13 protein-coding genes are annotated in these 16842 nt (G+C 48.1%); 5 read left to right on the top strand and 8 right to left on the bottom strand.

The genetic code is table 11. From position 1 onward, the window contains the following. Positions 1-22: 22 nt before the first annotated feature. Positions 23-898 carry a LysR substrate-binding domain-containing protein gene (locus B067_RS21190; protein WP_019529358.1) on the bottom strand — a complete coding sequence of 292 codons (876 nt, stop codon included), beginning with the start codon at positions 896-898 and terminating at the stop codon, positions 23-25. Between the two features lie 285 nt (positions 899-1183). Here B067_RS21190 and B067_RS0106965 point away from each other — a divergent pair, with 285 nt between their 5' ends. From B067_RS0106965 to B067_RS19845, 3 genes are all read left to right on the top strand, one after another. After that, positions 1184-3484: a TonB-dependent receptor gene (locus tag B067_RS0106965; protein WP_083921373.1), complete on the top strand. Its 2301-nt coding sequence runs from the start codon at positions 1184-1186 to the stop codon at positions 3482-3484. Positions 3485-3641: 157 nt separating this feature from the next. Next, the gene (locus B067_RS19850; RefSeq protein WP_019529355.1) at positions 3642-5270 is read left to right on the top strand and encodes a tetratricopeptide repeat-containing sulfotransferase family protein; all 1629 of its coding nucleotides are present in this window, start codon (positions 3642-3644) and stop codon (positions 5268-5270) included. Between the two features lie 722 nt (positions 5271-5992). Further along, on the top strand, positions 5993-7081 hold the full coding sequence (locus B067_RS19845; protein WP_019529353.1) for an arginase family protein: 1089 nt from the start codon (positions 5993-5995) through the stop codon (positions 7079-7081). A gap of 600 nt (positions 7082-7681) precedes the next feature. Here the strand turns inward: B067_RS19845 and B067_RS0106940 are convergent. Together B067_RS0106940 and B067_RS0106935 are read right to left on the bottom strand one after the other, a co-directional pair. Beyond that, positions 7682-7900, bottom strand: coding sequence for a TIGR02450 family Trp-rich protein (locus B067_RS0106940; protein WP_019529351.1), 219 nt, complete (start codon positions 7898-7900; stop codon positions 7682-7684). 108 nt (positions 7901-8008) lie between these two features. Next, positions 8009-8539: an arylesterase gene (locus tag B067_RS0106935; protein WP_240472840.1), complete on the bottom strand. Its 531-nt coding sequence runs from the start codon at positions 8537-8539 to the stop codon at positions 8009-8011. Positions 8540-8893: 354 nt separating this feature from the next. On the opposite strand from B067_RS0106935, the gene B067_RS0106930 reads away from it, so the two are divergent. Both B067_RS0106930 and B067_RS0106925 read left to right on the top strand, forming a co-directional pair. Then, entirely contained in the window at positions 8894-9592 is a 699-nt protein-coding gene (locus tag B067_RS0106930) for an ABC transporter ATP-binding protein (RefSeq protein WP_019529349.1), read from the top strand. Between the two features lie 9 nt (positions 9593-9601). Continuing rightward, positions 9602-12082: an ABC transporter permease gene (locus tag B067_RS0106925; protein WP_240472832.1), complete on the top strand. Its 2481-nt coding sequence runs from the start codon at positions 9602-9604 to the stop codon at positions 12080-12082. A 59-nt stretch (positions 12083-12141) separates the two neighbouring features. On the opposite strand, the gene B067_RS0106920 is transcribed toward B067_RS0106925, so the two are convergent. The 5 genes from B067_RS0106920 to B067_RS0106900 all read right to left on the bottom strand — a co-directional run bounded on the left by B067_RS0106920 (position 12142) and on the right by B067_RS0106900 (position 16664). Then, the gene (locus tag B067_RS0106920) at positions 12142-13227 is read right to left on the bottom strand and encodes an FUSC family protein (RefSeq protein ID WP_019529347.1); all 1086 of its coding nucleotides are present in this window, start codon (positions 13225-13227) and stop codon (positions 12142-12144) included. Positions 13228-13330: 103 nt separating this feature from the next. Further along, on the bottom strand, positions 13331-14188 hold the full coding sequence (locus tag B067_RS0106915; RefSeq protein WP_019529346.1) for a class I SAM-dependent methyltransferase: 858 nt from the start codon (positions 14186-14188) through the stop codon (positions 13331-13333). Between the two features lie 26 nt (positions 14189-14214). Continuing rightward, the gene (locus tag B067_RS0106910) at positions 14215-14655 is read right to left on the bottom strand and encodes a YtoQ family protein (RefSeq protein WP_019529345.1); all 441 of its coding nucleotides are present in this window, start codon (positions 14653-14655) and stop codon (positions 14215-14217) included. Between the two features lie 29 nt (positions 14656-14684). Continuing rightward, entirely contained in the window at positions 14685-15692 is a 1008-nt protein-coding gene (locus B067_RS0106905; RefSeq protein WP_019529344.1) for an MDR family oxidoreductase, read from the bottom strand. 9 nt (positions 15693-15701) lie between these two features. Then, the gene (locus tag B067_RS0106900; RefSeq protein WP_019529343.1) at positions 15702-16664 is read right to left on the bottom strand and encodes a LysR substrate-binding domain-containing protein; all 963 of its coding nucleotides are present in this window, start codon (positions 16662-16664) and stop codon (positions 15702-15704) included. Positions 16665-16842: the final 178 nt, after the last annotated feature.

Genomic DNA, 16842 nt, shown 5'->3' with positions numbered 1-16842 from the left:
ATAAGGGCTTTTTAGCGATGTTTTATTCGGCAGCCGTAGCGCAATAGCGCTTTAACCAAGCGATAAACAGTTGTGCTCGTTGGCTAACCGGTTGATGGGTGCTGCTAATAAAATAAGCCTGTGCTGCTTTAATTTGATAATCCCCCAGCACTACTAGCTGCTGCCTTTGTAGGGCTCGGTGCACTTCTAAGCGATGAGCCAGTGCTATGCCCAGCCCGGCTAGGGCGCCGCTAAGCACTGCCGCGCCGCCGGGTAAATACAGTTGTGGTCGCTGGTTTAAATAAGGGGTGTTGGACTCCCTAAACCAAGCCGCCCACAGCCCGCCCCTATCAGCGTGTAACAGGGGTGTGTGGTGGGAACTCAGTGCCACTTCACTCGCTAACTCAGGGCTGCACACGGGGAAGAAGTATTGATCGCTCAATAGCGTCCAGTGGTAGGGGCTGGCCTCGGGTAGTTGGTTGAGTATGGCAATATCCACATCGATAGGGTTGGGTTCGTTATCGCTAATGGGGCGTATGTCTATGGCTATCTCGGGGTGCTCGCGGCAAAAGCTGGGCAAGGCGGGCACTAGCCAGAGCACGGCGGTATCACTACTGCAGGCTATGCGCAGTGGCCCGGCTTGGGCTTGCGGGTCTAGATTGCGGCTTAACTCACCTAGCCCCATTAGCAGGGGCTGTAACTGCTGATACAGCTGCTGGCCCTCGGCACTCAGCCCTATACCGCGGCCTTGCTTGCTTAGCAGGGTGAGGCCTAGGTGCGATTCTAGTTTTTTAATTTGCTGGCTAACCGCGCCGTGGGTGACAAACAGCTCGCTGGCGGCGGCGCGGTAGCTGCCCAGCCGGGCAACGGCCTCAAAGGCTTTAAGGGCATTTAAGGGTAGACGTTGAAAGTCTTTCATTATGAGTGAGTTTTTCTCTTGTGTTATGCGCTATAGGCCTAATTCTATACCTTAAAACTAACCGGTGCCCTAGTAATCTGTGATTTAGCAAGGGCTGGCGCAGTGAATTTGGTTTTGCCGCCCTGTTCAGAATTTAAACCCCATTTTGGCCAGTGATTCAGCCTTGACTGTTTTTTTACTTTGCTAATATGCCTGCCACTTTGCAAGTGCCCTAAACCTAGCCCTAGCGCGCTAATAACAGCTAAGCACTTGCAAACTAAGCCATTACAAAATCGGGGACAAACAATGAATAAACAATCAACAGCGTTTAGGCTCAAGACCTTAGCCTTTGCAGTCGCTGCGGCTATGCCAGCTAGCGAGCTTATGGCAGCATCCATGTTAGAAGAAGTGATGGTAACAGCCACCAAACGGTCGGCCAGCGCCCAAGACGTGCCCATTAACCTATCAGTAACCAGCGGCAATGAGCTTAGCAGTAATGGCATCGTGGGCTTAGAAAAATTCGTACGCACCGTGCCCGGTATTACCCGTGTCGATTCAGGTGCTCGTAATGTTAGCCCCATGGCCATACGCGGCTTATCAGTAGATGGCCTTAGCGCCAATGATGGCGGCGGCTACGGCGGCACGGTATCTACCTATGTAGGCGATACCCCCTTACTGCTAGACATGAAAATGAAAGACCTAGAGCGCATAGAAGTGTTGCGTGGGCCACAGGGTACCTTATACGGTGCTGGCGCCATGGGCGGTACCATACGCTATGTGCTTAACAAGCCCGACACCGCCGAGTTTGCCGCGAAAGTGAACACCACCTTATCTAGCACTGAAGAAAGCGACGGCATTAGCAGCGATACCGACTTTATGCTTAACCTGCCTTTATTAGATGATAGGCTAGCCTTACGCATTGTGGGCGGTCATGTTGATCAACAAGGTTTTGTCGATGCCGACTATATTATTGCCGGCGCCGCTGAAGACGTAGACAACGAGCGCACCAACTTTGCCCGCGTTGCCATGTTGTGGGCACCCACTGCCGACCTAGACATCACAGCCACGTACTTTATGCAGGATCAATACGTAGGCGGCCGCCAAGCGGTTACCCCTGACTTTACCGGTGACAAGTACAGCTCAGGCACTCGTTATAAAGAAGTATTAGAGCGCGACAGCGACCTATACACCTTAGAAGTTAACTGGGAATTAGATTTTGCCAGCCTAAGCTCATCCAGCTCTTACTATGAAATTACTGAGCAAGATGAAAGAGATCAAACCGACTTACTCACCGTAGGCCTAGGCTTAGATTTTTACCTAGACTATCCCGAGTTTTCAGCCATCGCCCCCACCTATGACGAGCGCGATGCCTTTACCCAAGAATTGCGTTTAACCTCTAACGGTGATGGCGATATCGATTGGGTAGTGGGGGTTTATTACTCTAACGAAAGCCACGACTACTTAGCGCAAGAATATGTGCCGGGTTACCCCGCATGGGCAGGCATAGACCGCCCCGATGAGTTGGAATATAACGAAAGCTATAACGAAGACATTACTGAAAAAGCGGTATTTGGTGAAGTGACTTACCACGCCTCTGAAGCCTGGCAAATTACCGCCGGTGTGCGCAGCTTCGATTTAAAAACCGATACCGATACTTGCATAGTGTTCCCCGTGTATTTTGCTGAAATCGGTGAACCCGGTTGGGCCGGTAGCGCCTTGCCTATTAACCAGGCCGATCACTGCTCAGTGGGCGGTGGCGATAATAGCGATACCTTCTTCAAGTTAAACACCTCTTATGATCTCGATGATGACAAGATGGTTTACTTCACCTGGGCCGAAGGTTTCCGCCGCGGTGGTGCTAACGGTATTCCTGCCGGTGGCCAAGTAGACTTCCCGGCTAGCTATAAAAGCTACGACCCTGATACTGTGACTAACTGGGAATTGGGTGCCAAGAGCGAGTGGTTAGAGAGTCGCCTGCAAGTCAATGGTGCGCTGTACTACATAGAGTGGGAAGGTGTGCAGCTGAGCACAGTAACCCCGGAAGGTGGTATACCGGTAACTATTAACGGTGACGATGCTCGCTCACAAGGTGTAGAGCTAGAAGTTAAAGCGCTACCCACTGACGACCTAACCATTACCTTTAACGCCGCCTTTACCGATGCCGAGCTAACCGAAGATACCGTTAGCACGCCAGAGATAGATGGCCAAAAAGGCGATAAGCTACCCGGCATACCCAAAACCACTTACGCCTTAGCGGTAGATTATTTTTGGTTGCTGGATAGCGGCTACGAGCTAACCGCTCATGTCGACAGCTTCTACAAAGCTAAAATGGACTCACAGTTGAATGACAACCAAATCAATCAACTAGACCCCAGCATAGGTGCTAGCGTTAACCGCGATAACGAAACCTTAGACAGCCACATGATTACCAACGCCAGCCTAACCCTGCGTGGTGACCAATGGAGTGCACGTTTGTTTGCCGATAACATCACTAACGAATACGCCTACACCGGTATTCGCAGCTTTGAGCGTTACGGTGATCAGGGTGGTTTTTACTACCTAACCCGTCCTCGCACGGTAGGCATAGCTTTATCGTACGATTTCTAAGCGCCTAGCTTAGGCTGTTAAAACAAGCGTGTGCTAGCAATAGCCCATGCTGCTACAGGGCAATAATAGCGGTAATGATTTACTGGCTGTTATTGCCCTGTTTTGCTTCTATGCTTAAGTGATTAATGCTCAGGCAAACACTGATAAAAAGTAGACTATGAGTGATCAACAAAATAGCACTATAACGATTAGCCATCGCCATAAACGCCAATACCAGCAGGCCGAACAGGCCATGCTAGCTGGCCGCATTAGCGAAGCGCAGCAACTGGCGGAGGCTTTACTAACGCAATGCCCGCAGTTTGATAATGCCTGGTTTTTATTATCGCTCATTTACCAACGCCTAGATCGCACTAGCGATGCCCTGCAAATAATCGCCCGAGCTTTATTACTAGCACCCAACTGTGTGCATTACCGCGCTCAACGTTGCGCCCTATTATTAAAGCTAGGTAATTTTAGCCAGGCCTTGTTAGAGGCTGAGAAAACTCTCACGCTGGGAGTTAAGGATGCCTGGTCGCAGGATATCTTGGGGGTGGTGCTGTCCACCTTGGATGAACACGCACTAGCGTTGCCCTTATTTGCTAAAGCCTGTGAGCAGCAGCCCAATAACCCCCAGTTTTTATATAACCTCGCCAGCACTGAAAGAGTGTGCGGTGAGTTAAGTGCAGCGGCGCAACACTTGCGCGCTGCCATCGCAATTAAACCTAACTTTAGTAAAGCGCTGTGGAGTTTGAGCGGCTTGCTTAGCGTTCAACCTGAAGACAATATGCAAGCCGAATTAGAGCTGCAGTTAGCGCAGCAGTCAGGTCGAAATAAAAACGCAAAACTAGCCGCCATGGATAGCTGCTACTTACACTATGCCCTAGCCAAACAGCATGAAGACTTGGCGCAGTGGCCACAGGCCTACCAGCACTTTCAATTAGGCGCGGCCATGCGCCGCAAAGTCTTGCCCTATGATAGAGCGGCCACAGAGCAATTATTTTCCGCTATCAAACACAGCAGCTCAAACCTTGAAACGGCTGCGGGCTATGACAATGCCGAGCCTATTTTTATCATAGGCATGCCACGCACCGGCACCACCTTGGTGGAGCGCATCATAGGCGCCCATAGTGAGGTGTTCGCGGCCGGTGAGTTGCGCCAATTCCCTATGGCCATCACTGCCTTGCTAAACCCACAGGCGGCGTCGGTGAATCCCGACAGTGTATTAAGCCCAGCGGCAATTAACGCGGCGCAGGCTTTAGATGCCAGTGAGTTGGGTAAGCACTATATAGCAAGCACCAGGCCGCGCACCGGCAACACTGCACGCTTTACCGATAAGCTGCCCTTAAACTTTTTATACCTAGGCTTAATCGCCAAAGCTTTGCCCAAAGCAAAATTTATTCATGTACAACGCAACCCCATGGATACCTGCTGGAGTAATTTTAAACAGCTGTTTGGCGCTATGTATTCTTACTCCTATAACCTAGAAGATACCGCGCATTTTTATCTGCTATACCACGACCTCATGCAGCACTGGCAAACCCTAATGCCCCAGCGTATTTACAACCTACACTACGAACAGCTAGTGCAGCATCAAGAGCAGGAAAGCAAAAAGCTATTGGCCTTTTGTGAATTGCCTTGGCAGCCAGCTTGCTTGGATTTTCACCGTAGTGATAGTGGGGTGGCCACGGCTAGCTCGGTGCAGGTGAGGCAAAAAATGTATCAAAGTTCGTTGCAGCGTTGGCGGCGGTATCCGCAGTTGCAAGGCTTGCAGGAGATTTTGCGAGAGGCGGGGGTGGTGTTGGATTAGGTTTGACTCCGTCTTACCCAGGGCATTCGCTTTGCTTATGGGGCAGGCTCTGTCGGACTTGATTTGGAATTCATGGGTCAATCTGATCTTGGTCATACCCAAGGCACTCGCTTTGCTCATGGGGCAGGCCCTTCCGGCGAACGCCGGAATCCATGGTTTTTTGATGCTCCTATTTATGGGGTTGTACTTGGCATCTTTTCCGCCCTGCTGGGCGGGTTACTTTCTTTTGTTTGCCCAAAAGAAAGCTAACCAAAGAAAAGGGCACCCCTAGTCCGCCGTCGGCTACGCCGATACCCTGTGCTACTCAAAAAAGTAACGGCGGCTGCGCAACTCACAAAAAACGATACTCAATCGTTTTTTGCTCGGACAGTGCTCGCTGCTTCGCGCCGTTATTTTTCTCCGTTGCTCGGCGACTTCCAAGGGGAATATGGGTGCTTCGTAGTTGGTCTTTGTGGTGGGGACGGGGGGGTGTTATTAGTTATGGTTACTTCTTAATGACACTGATTTCCTGGTCTTCCTGCAATAACAAGGCTTGCACATACTCTTGCAAGAGGCGAGGGGAGCTAGGCGATTGGCGGTATTATTGGCTAGTTTTTCTCTTGTTTGTTGTCAGTTTAAGTTGATTATTTATTGCTAAACAACGCGCTACTATGCAATGAGTTAGTGATTGTTTGTGAGTTACAACCCTAGCCCTAATCCACCGTGTGACTGAGGAGTTAAGCATGTCTGCCAATAAGCCTATGCCGCAAGAGCGTTTACTAGCGCTGCAAGCGTTATCCAATAAAAGCCTGTATGAAAATGCCGATCCCGCCTTTGTGCCTTTTTTTGAGCGCACCATAGCGGAAGGGGTAGAGACGGTTAGTAATAACTTTAATACTCTAGGTATGTTTAGGGCGCCGCACTCTCGCGATTTAAGCGGTGTGGATATTGCCTTAGTAGGCACGCCCTGTGATTTAGGTGTGCCCAACCCGCGCCCCGGTACCCGCAAAGGGCCAGAGGCGGTACGCTATTGGTCGCTGGATAGAAACATGGTGCATTACGCCACCAAAATATGCCCCTTTGAAATTTGTAATGTCATTGACTACGGCGACATAGAGCCCAAAGAAGATGCCTATAACTTAGCGTCGTGGCTTAATGCTTTTGAAAAAGTGTACCTAGATTTTAAGGCCAATAATGTCGTGCCTTTAACCATAGGCGGCGAGCACACTTGCACCTATCCCATCTTAAAAGGCTTATCGAATAATGGTGCTGAGCCTTTAGCGCTAATCCATTTAGATGCCCACGCCGATACCGCCACCAACTTTGGCGGCACCCGCGTATCCGATGCCACCTTGTTTCAGGTAGCGGCGGTAGATGGTTTTATTGACCCCGAAAAAACTATACAAATAGGCCTACGCGGCCGCGGTGTACCCCGTGCTGACTTCTCACACAAATCAGGTATGACAGTTATCTATGCCGACGATGTACAAGAAAAAGGCGTTCCTTGGGTGATGGAACAGGTCAAAAAAGTCATAGGCGATAGCCCTGTGTACCTGTCTATAGATACCGATGTGTTTGACTGCAGCTGCATGCCCGGCACCACCTTGCCCGAGCCTTTTGGTTTAAGCGGTATAGAAGTACGCGACATCATACGCGGCACCAGAGGCATGGACGTAGTGGGTGCAGATCTAATGGAGCTAAGCCCGCCTTACGACCCCACCGGTATGTCGGCCTGTTTGGCTGCGGGTATCGCCTTTGAGCAGTTTTGTGTATTGGCTGAAGCGCGGGCTAGACGTACGGGTAAGGAAAATAAAACCCATTGGAATAAGTAATTGTTAGCCTTTTGGTGCTATTAGTCTTGCCGGACTTGATCCGGCATCTATGGGCCAGTCTTGCTTAGTTATACCCAAGGCTCTCGCTTTGCTTATGGGGTAGGCTCTTCCGACGCAGGCCGGAATCCATGGGATTTTGTTTCTTCTTGTTTATAGATTTATTCCTTGGCATTTGTTTCGCCTTGCCGGGCGTTAAGGGGCCTTTGCGTGCCCACAAATTGCACCGCAATTTGGTACCCAAAGCGCTTCGCGGGGCATGCTAACGCCTTTTTTCTAAAGGCGCCCGAAGGGTGAAAAAATGCAATAGCATTTTTGAATCAAAGGCCCCTTAACCCCAAAGGGCACCCCTACTTCATTCGGCACATCCATGTGCCTCACCTAAAGGCAGCACTTTCTGCTGTGCAAATTGGCTATCCTGCCAATTTGTCGTCGTCGGCTACGCGCCTTTTATTTATAAGTAAGCCTGCGCTACTCACAATTAACGGTCGTCCCGTTAAAAATCTCCGTTGCTCGGCGACTTCCAGGGGGAGTTTGGGTGCTTCGTAGTTGGTTTTGTTGTGGGGGAGGGTGTTATTAGTGGTGGTTACTTTTTTAACAGCGCTATTGTTTCCAGCCATGCAGCCAAACATCGTCATTTTTTAAATCATGCCAATTTATAGGAAAAGGTCGTTTTGACATGACAGCTTCGATAGCACAAACAATAACAGTACCATTTTCATCGTATTCAACTTCAGTCACGATGAAGTGTTTTTCTTTGTTCGTAGGTTTAACGGCTGTCCACTTACTGTTAAGTAATTTTTTTGGGTTGATGGTGTTCATATAAACCTCCCGAGGGGTCGTAGTCGGTTTTGTGGTGAGTAGAGCGAAGGTTATTAGTTGAGGTTAGTTTTTCAATGACTCTTCCCCCTCGATCACCTTGATCAGGCTTTACAAAAGCTCTCTTATTGACGGCCACAGTGTTTCAAGAATAAGGTCTTGTGCCTTGGCGTTAGGATGTATGCCGTCGGCTAGCATTAATTGTGGATTGCTTACCAGCTGGTAAAGAAAAAATGGCAAGGTGTTCACGTTTTCTTGTGCGGCGATTGTGGCAAAGCTATTTTTAAATTTTTCGGTATAGCGCCGACCATAGTTTGGCGGTATTTCCATATGAGTGATGAGTGTTTTGGCGCCAGATTCTCTAGATTTTTTAATAATGGCAACGAGATTCTTTTGCATGCTTTTTATTGAGTAGCCTCGCAAGCCATCATTAGCCCCCAAGGCTATAATGATAATAGCCGGTTGATGGCGCTTTATTAGGGCCGGTAGCCGAGTTAAGCCATCCCCCGTGGTGTTGCCACTAACGCTGCCATTAACAACGCGATAGGCTAAATGTTCTTTAGTGATGCGTTGCTGTAGTAATTGTACCCAGCCTTTACTGGCATCGAAGCCATAGCCGGCGCTCAGGCTATCACCTAACACTAGCAAGGTTGGCTGCTTGTCATCGTTTGCGTGGGCAAGGCTTGTTACCAGCCCAGCGATTATCAATATAAATGCCAAAGTTGATTTTGATGATGCTGATTTAATATCCAAAAAATGTACTCGTATTGTTAATAGAGCTAATAGATAAAAAGTTATTTAGTTGCGAAAATGCTAATATCTTCCGGTGCACTATAGGTATCTTATCGGATGAGTCAGTATTTATCGAACGATGTTTTATAAAAGATGTTTTATGAACGTTTTTTGGCTAGCAGTGTCTAGATAATATTCTTTTATAGTGGCCATTCAATCATATCGGCTTGTAACTAATTACCCATAAAACACGGCATAAAGAACATGATATTAGCAGCACGTCAGTTAACTAAATCCGTCCCGACACTCGATGGCGAATTAACTATTTTATCTCAAGTGTCATTGGCGTTAAATAAAGGTGATAGTTTAGCGATTGTGGGAGCCTCGGGTTCAGGTAAATCAACATTGCTGGGTATTCTGGCGGGGCTTGATGTGCCAACCTCGGGTGAGGTTATTTTGGCGGGGAATAACTTGTCTACTATGAATGAAGAGGGGCGTGCCAGAGTACGGGCAACATCAGTGGGCTTTGTTTTTCAGTCATTCCAGTTATTGCCGGGCTTAAATGCCTTGGAAAACGTGATGATGCCATTAGAGCTGCACGGGGTAGCGGATGCAAAAGAGAAGGCCGAAATGTATTTGCAGCGTGTCGGTTTGTCGCATCGCTTGCATCATAACCCTAAGCAATTATCGGGCGGAGAGCAGCAGCGTGTAGCTATTGCACGAGCGTTTGCCAGCGAGCCTAAAGTGTTATTTGCCGATGAACCAACGGGTAATTTGGATAGCGTAACGGGTGCCAAGGTGATTGATTTATTATTTGGTTTAAACGAGCTGAATGATACCACCTTGGTACTAGTAACTCATGAACAGCGCTTGGCACAGCGCTGCCAGTATACGCTGCAACTAGATGCAGGGCGTGTCGTTAGTTCTAGCTTATCCGTTGATACTGCTACGGAGAACGTGTAGATGCTTGCTATGCGTTTATTACTGCGCAATTGGCGTGGCGGCGAGGTAAAGATTCTTTCTGGAGCGCTGATTTTGGCTGTGGCAGTGGTAACGGCCATAACTGTTTTTGCTAACCGTATGGAGTTATCGCTAGAGCGCCAGAGCAATAGCTTTCTGGCTGCAGACCGAGTGGTTAGTGGCCGCTTTGATATTCCTTCAGCTTGGCTCGCTATGCCTGAGCAATATGGTTTACAGCAGGCAAAGGTGGTTTCATTTAGTTCCATGGTTTTTGCGGGCGATGAAATGCATCTGGCTGCGGTTAAAGCCGTGAGTGAAAAATACCCCCTAAGAGGCCGTTTGGAGGTTAGCGCAACAGCATTCGCCAGTAACGAGGACGTGGTGGTTACTGATAAGGTGCCTGCTCAGGGTGAAGTTTGGGTGGACTCAAGGTTATTAGCCTTATTGGGTATTCAGCTAGGCGATTTCTTGGCGGTAGGTGAATCTGATTTTCGAGTAACAAGCGTTGTTGTTCGAGAACCCGATCAAACCAGTGGTTTTTCGGTGATGGGGCCGCGGGTGTTGATGAATGTTGCTGACCTAGCTGCTACCGAGGTTGTTCTTCCCGGCAGCCGTATTAGCTATCGGTGGTTGTTGGCTGGCGAGGCTCAAGATATCGCAGACTTTGAAAAAGAACTGTTGCCCTTGTTGGGTGAGCATTATCGATTGCGCAATGTTCGTGATTCACAGCAGAATATAAATTCTACTCTAGATAGAGGCGGTAATTTTTTATTACTAGCAGGCATGATTGCGATGTTGTTAGCCAGTGTTGCCATTGCTATTTCTGCCCAGCAGTTTTCTGAACGCCATGTTGATCAAGTTGCCTTGTTAAAAAGCTTAGGTGCTAGCGCCTGGAAGATTAGAAAACTTTATTTTATGCAAATGGCTGCGTTGGCTATTATTGCTTCGGTGATTGGTTTATTTATTGGCAATGTACTGCAAGAAATTATCGCCTCTTCGATTATCAGCTTATTTAAGGTGGAGTTGTTAGAGGCCAATCTATGGAGTTATGCTACCGGCGTTTCTACCGGTTTTATTTGTTTATTGTTTTTTGCGTTGCCGCCCCTTTGGCATTTACCGACAGTTTCGCCATTGAAGGTGCTGAGGCGCGAGATGCCTGTGAACACAGTTCAGTTATGGGCTCGTGGTTTAGCCGGCTTGTGCGCCATCGTATTACTCGTATTTGCTTATAGTCGCAGTATCACGTTGACCTTGGCCGTTGTTGCAGGTTTGGCGGTTTTAATCAGTACTTCTGCAGTGATGTCGGTAGTTTTTCTTAAAACGGGCCGCAAGTTAGGCATGAAGGCCGGGAGTATTTGGCGCTTGGCCTTGGCTAGTTTAGAAAGGCATAAAGGTCAAAGTGTAACCCAGATTATTGTCTTTGCCTGTGCGTTTATGTTGCTGATGGTGATAGTAACTTTACGTACCAGTTTGATTGATGAGTGGCGGTTGCAGCTCCCTGCTGATGCGCCTAATCATTTTATTGTCAATGTCTCTATGCAGGATCGTGAACAGATAGAACATTTTTTTAAACAGCAGTCATTTAAGCTAGAACCGTTTTACCCTATGGTTTTGGGGCGCATAGCCGAAGTGAATAATGAGCCTATTAGTGAGCAGCTACGTAGTGAAGTCAATGCCTTACAGCGGGAGTTAAATTTAAGCTGGGCTGAGAGTCTTTCTGCAGATAATAAATTAATAAAGGGGCAGTGGTGGGATGCCTGGCAAAGCCCCACGCAATCGGGTTTAGCGGGTGTTTCGGTTGAGCAGAGTGTAGCCGAAGATATGCAGCTGACACTAGGTGATAAAATAAGCTTTAGCATAGGGGGTTTAAAGTTGCAGGCAGAGGTTGCCAGCATTAGAACTTTAGATTGGGAGAGCATGCGGCCTAACTTCTATTTTTTATTTTCGCCGGGTGCGCTTAATCAATTTACCCCTAATTTTATGACTAGCTTGTATATACCTAGCGATAAAAAAACCATACTCAACCAATTACTTAGAGATTACCCGACTATTGTGGTGATCGAAGCTGATCGGATTATTGAGCGCATAAGAAGTATTGTTGAACAAGTTAGCCGGGTAATAGAGTTAATTTTATGGCTGGTGTTAGTGGGTGGTTTTTTTGTGTTGGCTGCGGCTGTTAACGCCAGCATTTACACGCGCTTACAAGAGACTGGTTTGTTACGAGCTTTAGGCAGTGGCAAACGTTTAATTATGGGAAGCCTTTGGGTAGAGTTTTCTGTCTTGGGATTGTTTGCAGGTTTACTAGCAGTGATTGGCGGTGAGGCCTTGTTAATCGCTTTGCAAACACTAGTTTTTAAGCAGTCGGTAACGTTTCATTTTTATCTTTGGTTTTTTGTGCCTTTGCTTAGTGCTGTTACCGTTGGCGGCTTTGGTGTTTATGCTTGTCGAAAAGTGATATCAGTGCCTCCGGCAGTAGTGTTACGGGAGCTTTAAACTTTAAGCAAGCTTGGGGAAAAAACTAGAAAAAGGCGTGGCTTGCGACGCACGATGAATTATTTTTCAAACAAGTGCAGTAAATGCTGCTCTAGGAGGCGGTAGGCTTTTTGGTGATACAAAAACCAGCCGCCTACATAGCCAACCGAGCAGCCCAGTATTACATCAGTCATGCGCTGTAGTACTAATTGGTTTATGTGCAATGATGCGCTTTCCGATTCGGCTAAAATAATGGTGAGCGGGGTTATAAAAATAACGGCGAAACCATAATTGCGGGTTACCAATAGTTCGATGATAAAAATCAGTACGATAATTGACAGCGCTAATGTCCATGGCCCTGGGCTTAGCGAGAACAGTCCCCAGGTTAGCCCCAAACCTATCGCGGTGCCCATAATTCTATGTATATTGCGATGGCGAATAGCACGAAAGCTCGCGCCTTGCAGAATGGCGGCACAAGAGATAGGTGCCCAGTAGGGCTTGTCGAAGCCCAGCCACAGCGCTAATAGATAACTGGCCGCAATAAAAACCGCAATAGTCGCTGACTCCAATAAAATGGCGACGACTCTGGGTTCGGTGGGCTCAGCTGAGTGTATGCCACTGGTGTGGCCGCTCAGCAATTGTAAAAGGCTGTACGACAAGGTCAGTACGCTTGCGCCCATACAGCCAAATAGTAGCAGGCCTGCTCGCTGCGGTAATAAAGAGAGATCAAACGGTATTGCGCTGGCTATACAGGCCACCGTGATAAAAAAGAAACTACCTGGCGGCGGCACTGCAAAATAGCGACTGATAAAGGTTGCCCAGAAGGCCACAAAGCCTAGTGCTGCTACTATTGTCCACGGGTTGAATCCCGCTAGCAGAGACAGAGTAAAACTGGCGCAGAAGCCAAAGCTTACCAGCGCCATGGTGATCATTCGATGTGATAGCGGTGTTTGCCGTAGATAGAGGCTGGCTAAGCCACCTATGCTTGCCGCGCTACCTATTGCAAAATTATCAAACCAAGCGCCTATAATTACCGGTAGCCCTACAGCCAAAGCGACCGTTACATGGGCGCCCCAAGGGCGCTTATGATCGCTTAGCGATAATAGTGGGCGAATCTTTGCCAGCATGCCGGGTTTGTTGGCCGATGAAGGTTTAGGTGAGGACATGGGCAAGGCCTGATGAAAGGTAAAACTGTAGCCCCGCTTGATAAAGGGGCTAGACTATTTTTGTATCTATATTAGCCGTTATTTTAAAATAAAATTTAGTGAGTTATTTTTTAAACAACAATGTCATACGATTAGATTCCCCTATCGCCAGGTAACGCTGCCGTAAGGCCTCATCCTTTACGTCTAAGCTGGGCGGTAAACGCCAAACTTCCTCATTGGCCGAGGGTTGGTCTTTGGGATTGCTGTTAATATTGCTTTCCGCCTGCAGGGTAAAGCCGGCTTTTTCCATAGTCCGTATCACTTGCATGCGGTTTAAATAACCATTGCCGCCATCGGCATTCGCCTGTGATGTTTCGTGTTGCACTATACCCACTATGCCGCCGGGTTTGAGTATGCGGTAGGATTCACTGAACGCTTGATCTAGGTAGTGAAACTCGGCGTTAAAGCGGGCAAGGTTGTGCAGGGCGCGTATAAACAATACTGCATCGACGCTATTGGATAAGTTTGCCGGCATAGCGTCAAAGGTATAAGCACTGGCTTTAGGGGTGTTAAGCGGCTGCCATTGCGTAATCCTGTTGGTAAACTCTAAGGTGTCTTGTTGGCGCTGTTGTATATATTCCGCATCTGCCCATGAAAAGTGCTGCCATAGTGCTGGCTGGTAATCTGCGGCAATAATATGCCCTTCTTTACCCAGGTAAGCGGCTAATATTTTGCTATACCAACCGCTATAGGGTAACACTTCGACAACAGTCATACCGGGTTTAATGCCAAAAAACATCAGCGTTTCAAAAGGGTGTCTATAGGTATAGCGCGCTTTTACGGCATCACTTTGCTGTGCTAATACCGTTTTTAATTTTTTCTCGTTAATTTTTTGCCGTTCGTAATCTTTATTTTGTGTTTGGCTCACGGCGTTGCTAGCTAGCAGCAGTAAGCTTAACGATAGTGATATAAACGTGTGCATAAGCCGTCCTTATTGTGCTTAATGATTTATTGGATGGTACTGTAGCGTAAAATCTCTACTACTTGCGCGGGTGTTTGCGCCCAAGCCTGCGCAGCGGCATTCACTTCTTTTAAGGGGTGAATAATATCTTCGCTGTGCAGAGTGATATAGGGCGTGCCCAAGGCGGCGCAATAACCGGCATCAAAGGCGGTGTTCCACTGTTTGTATTTATCGCCAAAACGGATGACGGCAATATCGGCCTGCTCAATAAGGTTTTTAATGCGTATGGCATTCACTTTGGCGGATTGATGATCGCGCCAAAAGTTGCTGTCGGTTTTGCCTAGGTGGTCACCGGCGGCATCGCTGCTATCGTGGTCGGTAACGGCGGAGGTAAAGGTAATGGGTAGTTGTAGTTTTTCGGCACCAGCAATAATTTGCTCGCGCCAATCGCTGTGTATCTCTCCGGATAAGTAAACAGTCCAGCTCATGTTATCTCCCTCTGTAGTTTTATTGGGGTTTATTGGTTTACATCTATAACAATGCGGCCTTGAATTTCACCGGCGATAATTTGCTGGGCTAATTCAGGCAGCTTTGACATAGGCTCTATGCGGTAAATTTTTTCTAGCGCGGCAATATCAGTTAATTGTGCCAGTGTATCCCAGGCCCGTTGCCTGCGTGGTTGTGAGGCCATGACTGAATCTATGCCGCGCAAGGTTACCCCGCGTAAAATAAAGGGCATAACCGTGGTGGGTAGGTTGATGCCGCCCGCTAAGCCACAGGCCGCTACTAGGCCTTCATACTTTATTTGGCTGAGTACCGTGGCCAGTAATTTATCGCCTACGGTGTCTATGGCAGCGGCCCAAGTTTCGCGTTCCAGCGGTTTACAGTCGCGGACAAATTCGGCGCGGCTAAGAATACTACTGGCACCTAGCGCTGTTAAAAATTCACTACTGTTTTCTACACGGCCGGTAACGGCTGTCACCGAGTACCCCAGTTTGCTGAGTAGGCTAATGGCCACCGAGCCTACGCCGCCAGCGGCGCCGGTGACGAGTATTGGTCCATGTTCAGGTTTGATGCCGTGATCTTGTATGGCTTGCACGCAGAGCATGGCGGTATAACCGGCGGTGCCTAGGGCCATGCTTTGTTCTAGGGTAAAGGCCGCAGGCACGCGCACCAGCCACTCGGCTTTTAGACGTTGAAATTGGCTGTAGCCGCCGTTGTGTATTTCGGATAAGCCAAAGCCGTTTACCAGTACTTTATCGCCGGCTTTAAAGCTTGAATTTTTTGATTCTACGACGGTGCCGGCCAAGTCTATGCCGCAAATCAAGGGCAGGCTGCGGCAGATGCGGCCTTTGCCGGATACCGCTAAGCCATCTTTATAATTGAGGGTGGAGTAGGCGACTTGCACCAGCACGTCTTCGTCGGGTAGCTCGTTAAGGCTAATGCTTATGAGTGCGGAGCGGGGTTTTCCGTCAATTTCTTCGGCGACGATTGCGTTAAAGGGTAGGTTCGCAGTTTGAGTCATAATAGGCCTTTAGTGAGTGATGTCTTTGTCGTCTTCTAATTGTTGTGCGGTACTTTTTAAAATAGTTAAAAAATAATTGGCTGCAGGAGTTAGTTCGATATTGGCACGTACGGTAAAACCTACCGGCCCCAGTGCCGCCTGTATTTTAATGGGCAGCTGGGTGAGTAGCCCCATATCCTCATAACTGCGTATCACTTGGTAGGGCATGGCGGCGACCATATCCGTTTCTAATAACAAGGTGCGGTTGGTTAATATAGACACGCACTCTATGCAGTTTTGCGGCACGTTAAGGCCTTCTTTGTGAAAGGCATTATCAATTTCCCGGCGCAGGGTGGTGCCTTCTGAGGGCAGTATCCATTGCTCGTTCACTAAATCTTTTAGCGATAGTTTTTCTTTTTTGCTTAGTGGGTGGTCTTTGCGGGCAACGATGGCTATGGGCTCGTAGTACAGCACTTCTGATTTTAAGCGTTCGTTCTCTTGTATTTCGGGCAGGCGGCCTACCACTATGTCTATGTCGCCCATTTCCAAACTGGGCAACAGCATATCATTGGTGCCCTCTATCACTGAAATTGAAATATTGCCGCGTTCCCGCTTTAAGGTGGCTAGGCTTTTGGGCAGCAGGGTGGGGCTGGCGGCTAGTAGTGTGCCTATGCTGACCTTGCCGGAGATACCCTCTTGTATGGATATTAGCTCTTCGCTGACATGCTTTATTTGCGACAGTATTAGCTTGGCGTGTTTGATGATGACTTCGCCATAGGGGGTGGGGGAGACCCCTCGCGAAGAACGGTCAAATAACGACATATCCAAGGCGGTCTCTATATTGCGTATGGTCTTGGTCGCGGCAGGCTGCGCCATATTCATGATTTGCGCCGCTTTAAAGATATTTTTTTGCTCGCCTACCGTGACTAGCAAGCGTAAGTGCTTGATTTTTAAGCGAGAAACGAAGTGTCTTTCTAGGCTGTCGGGGGTCATGGCGGATCTCTTTAGAATCTCTGTAGAGGAAGGTTAGCTGCTGCTCGGCGACTTATCAGCTTATAATTTGACCGATTTAAGTATAATTTAAAAGTTATAGCAACCGCTTATTCAATATATTTAAGTGTTTTTTATGTTTATGCAGAGATATATAAAAAAGTATATATCAAATCTATAA

Origin of the sequence: Dasania marina DSM 21967 (genome assembly GCF_000373485.1) — a bacterium.
In the GTDB taxonomy this organism is placed as follows: Bacteria; Pseudomonadota; Gammaproteobacteria; order Pseudomonadales; family Dasaniaceae; genus Dasania; species Dasania marina.
The sequence above is the reverse complement of the archived record's forward strand: the minus strand, read 5'-3'. Positions and strand labels throughout refer to the sequence as shown.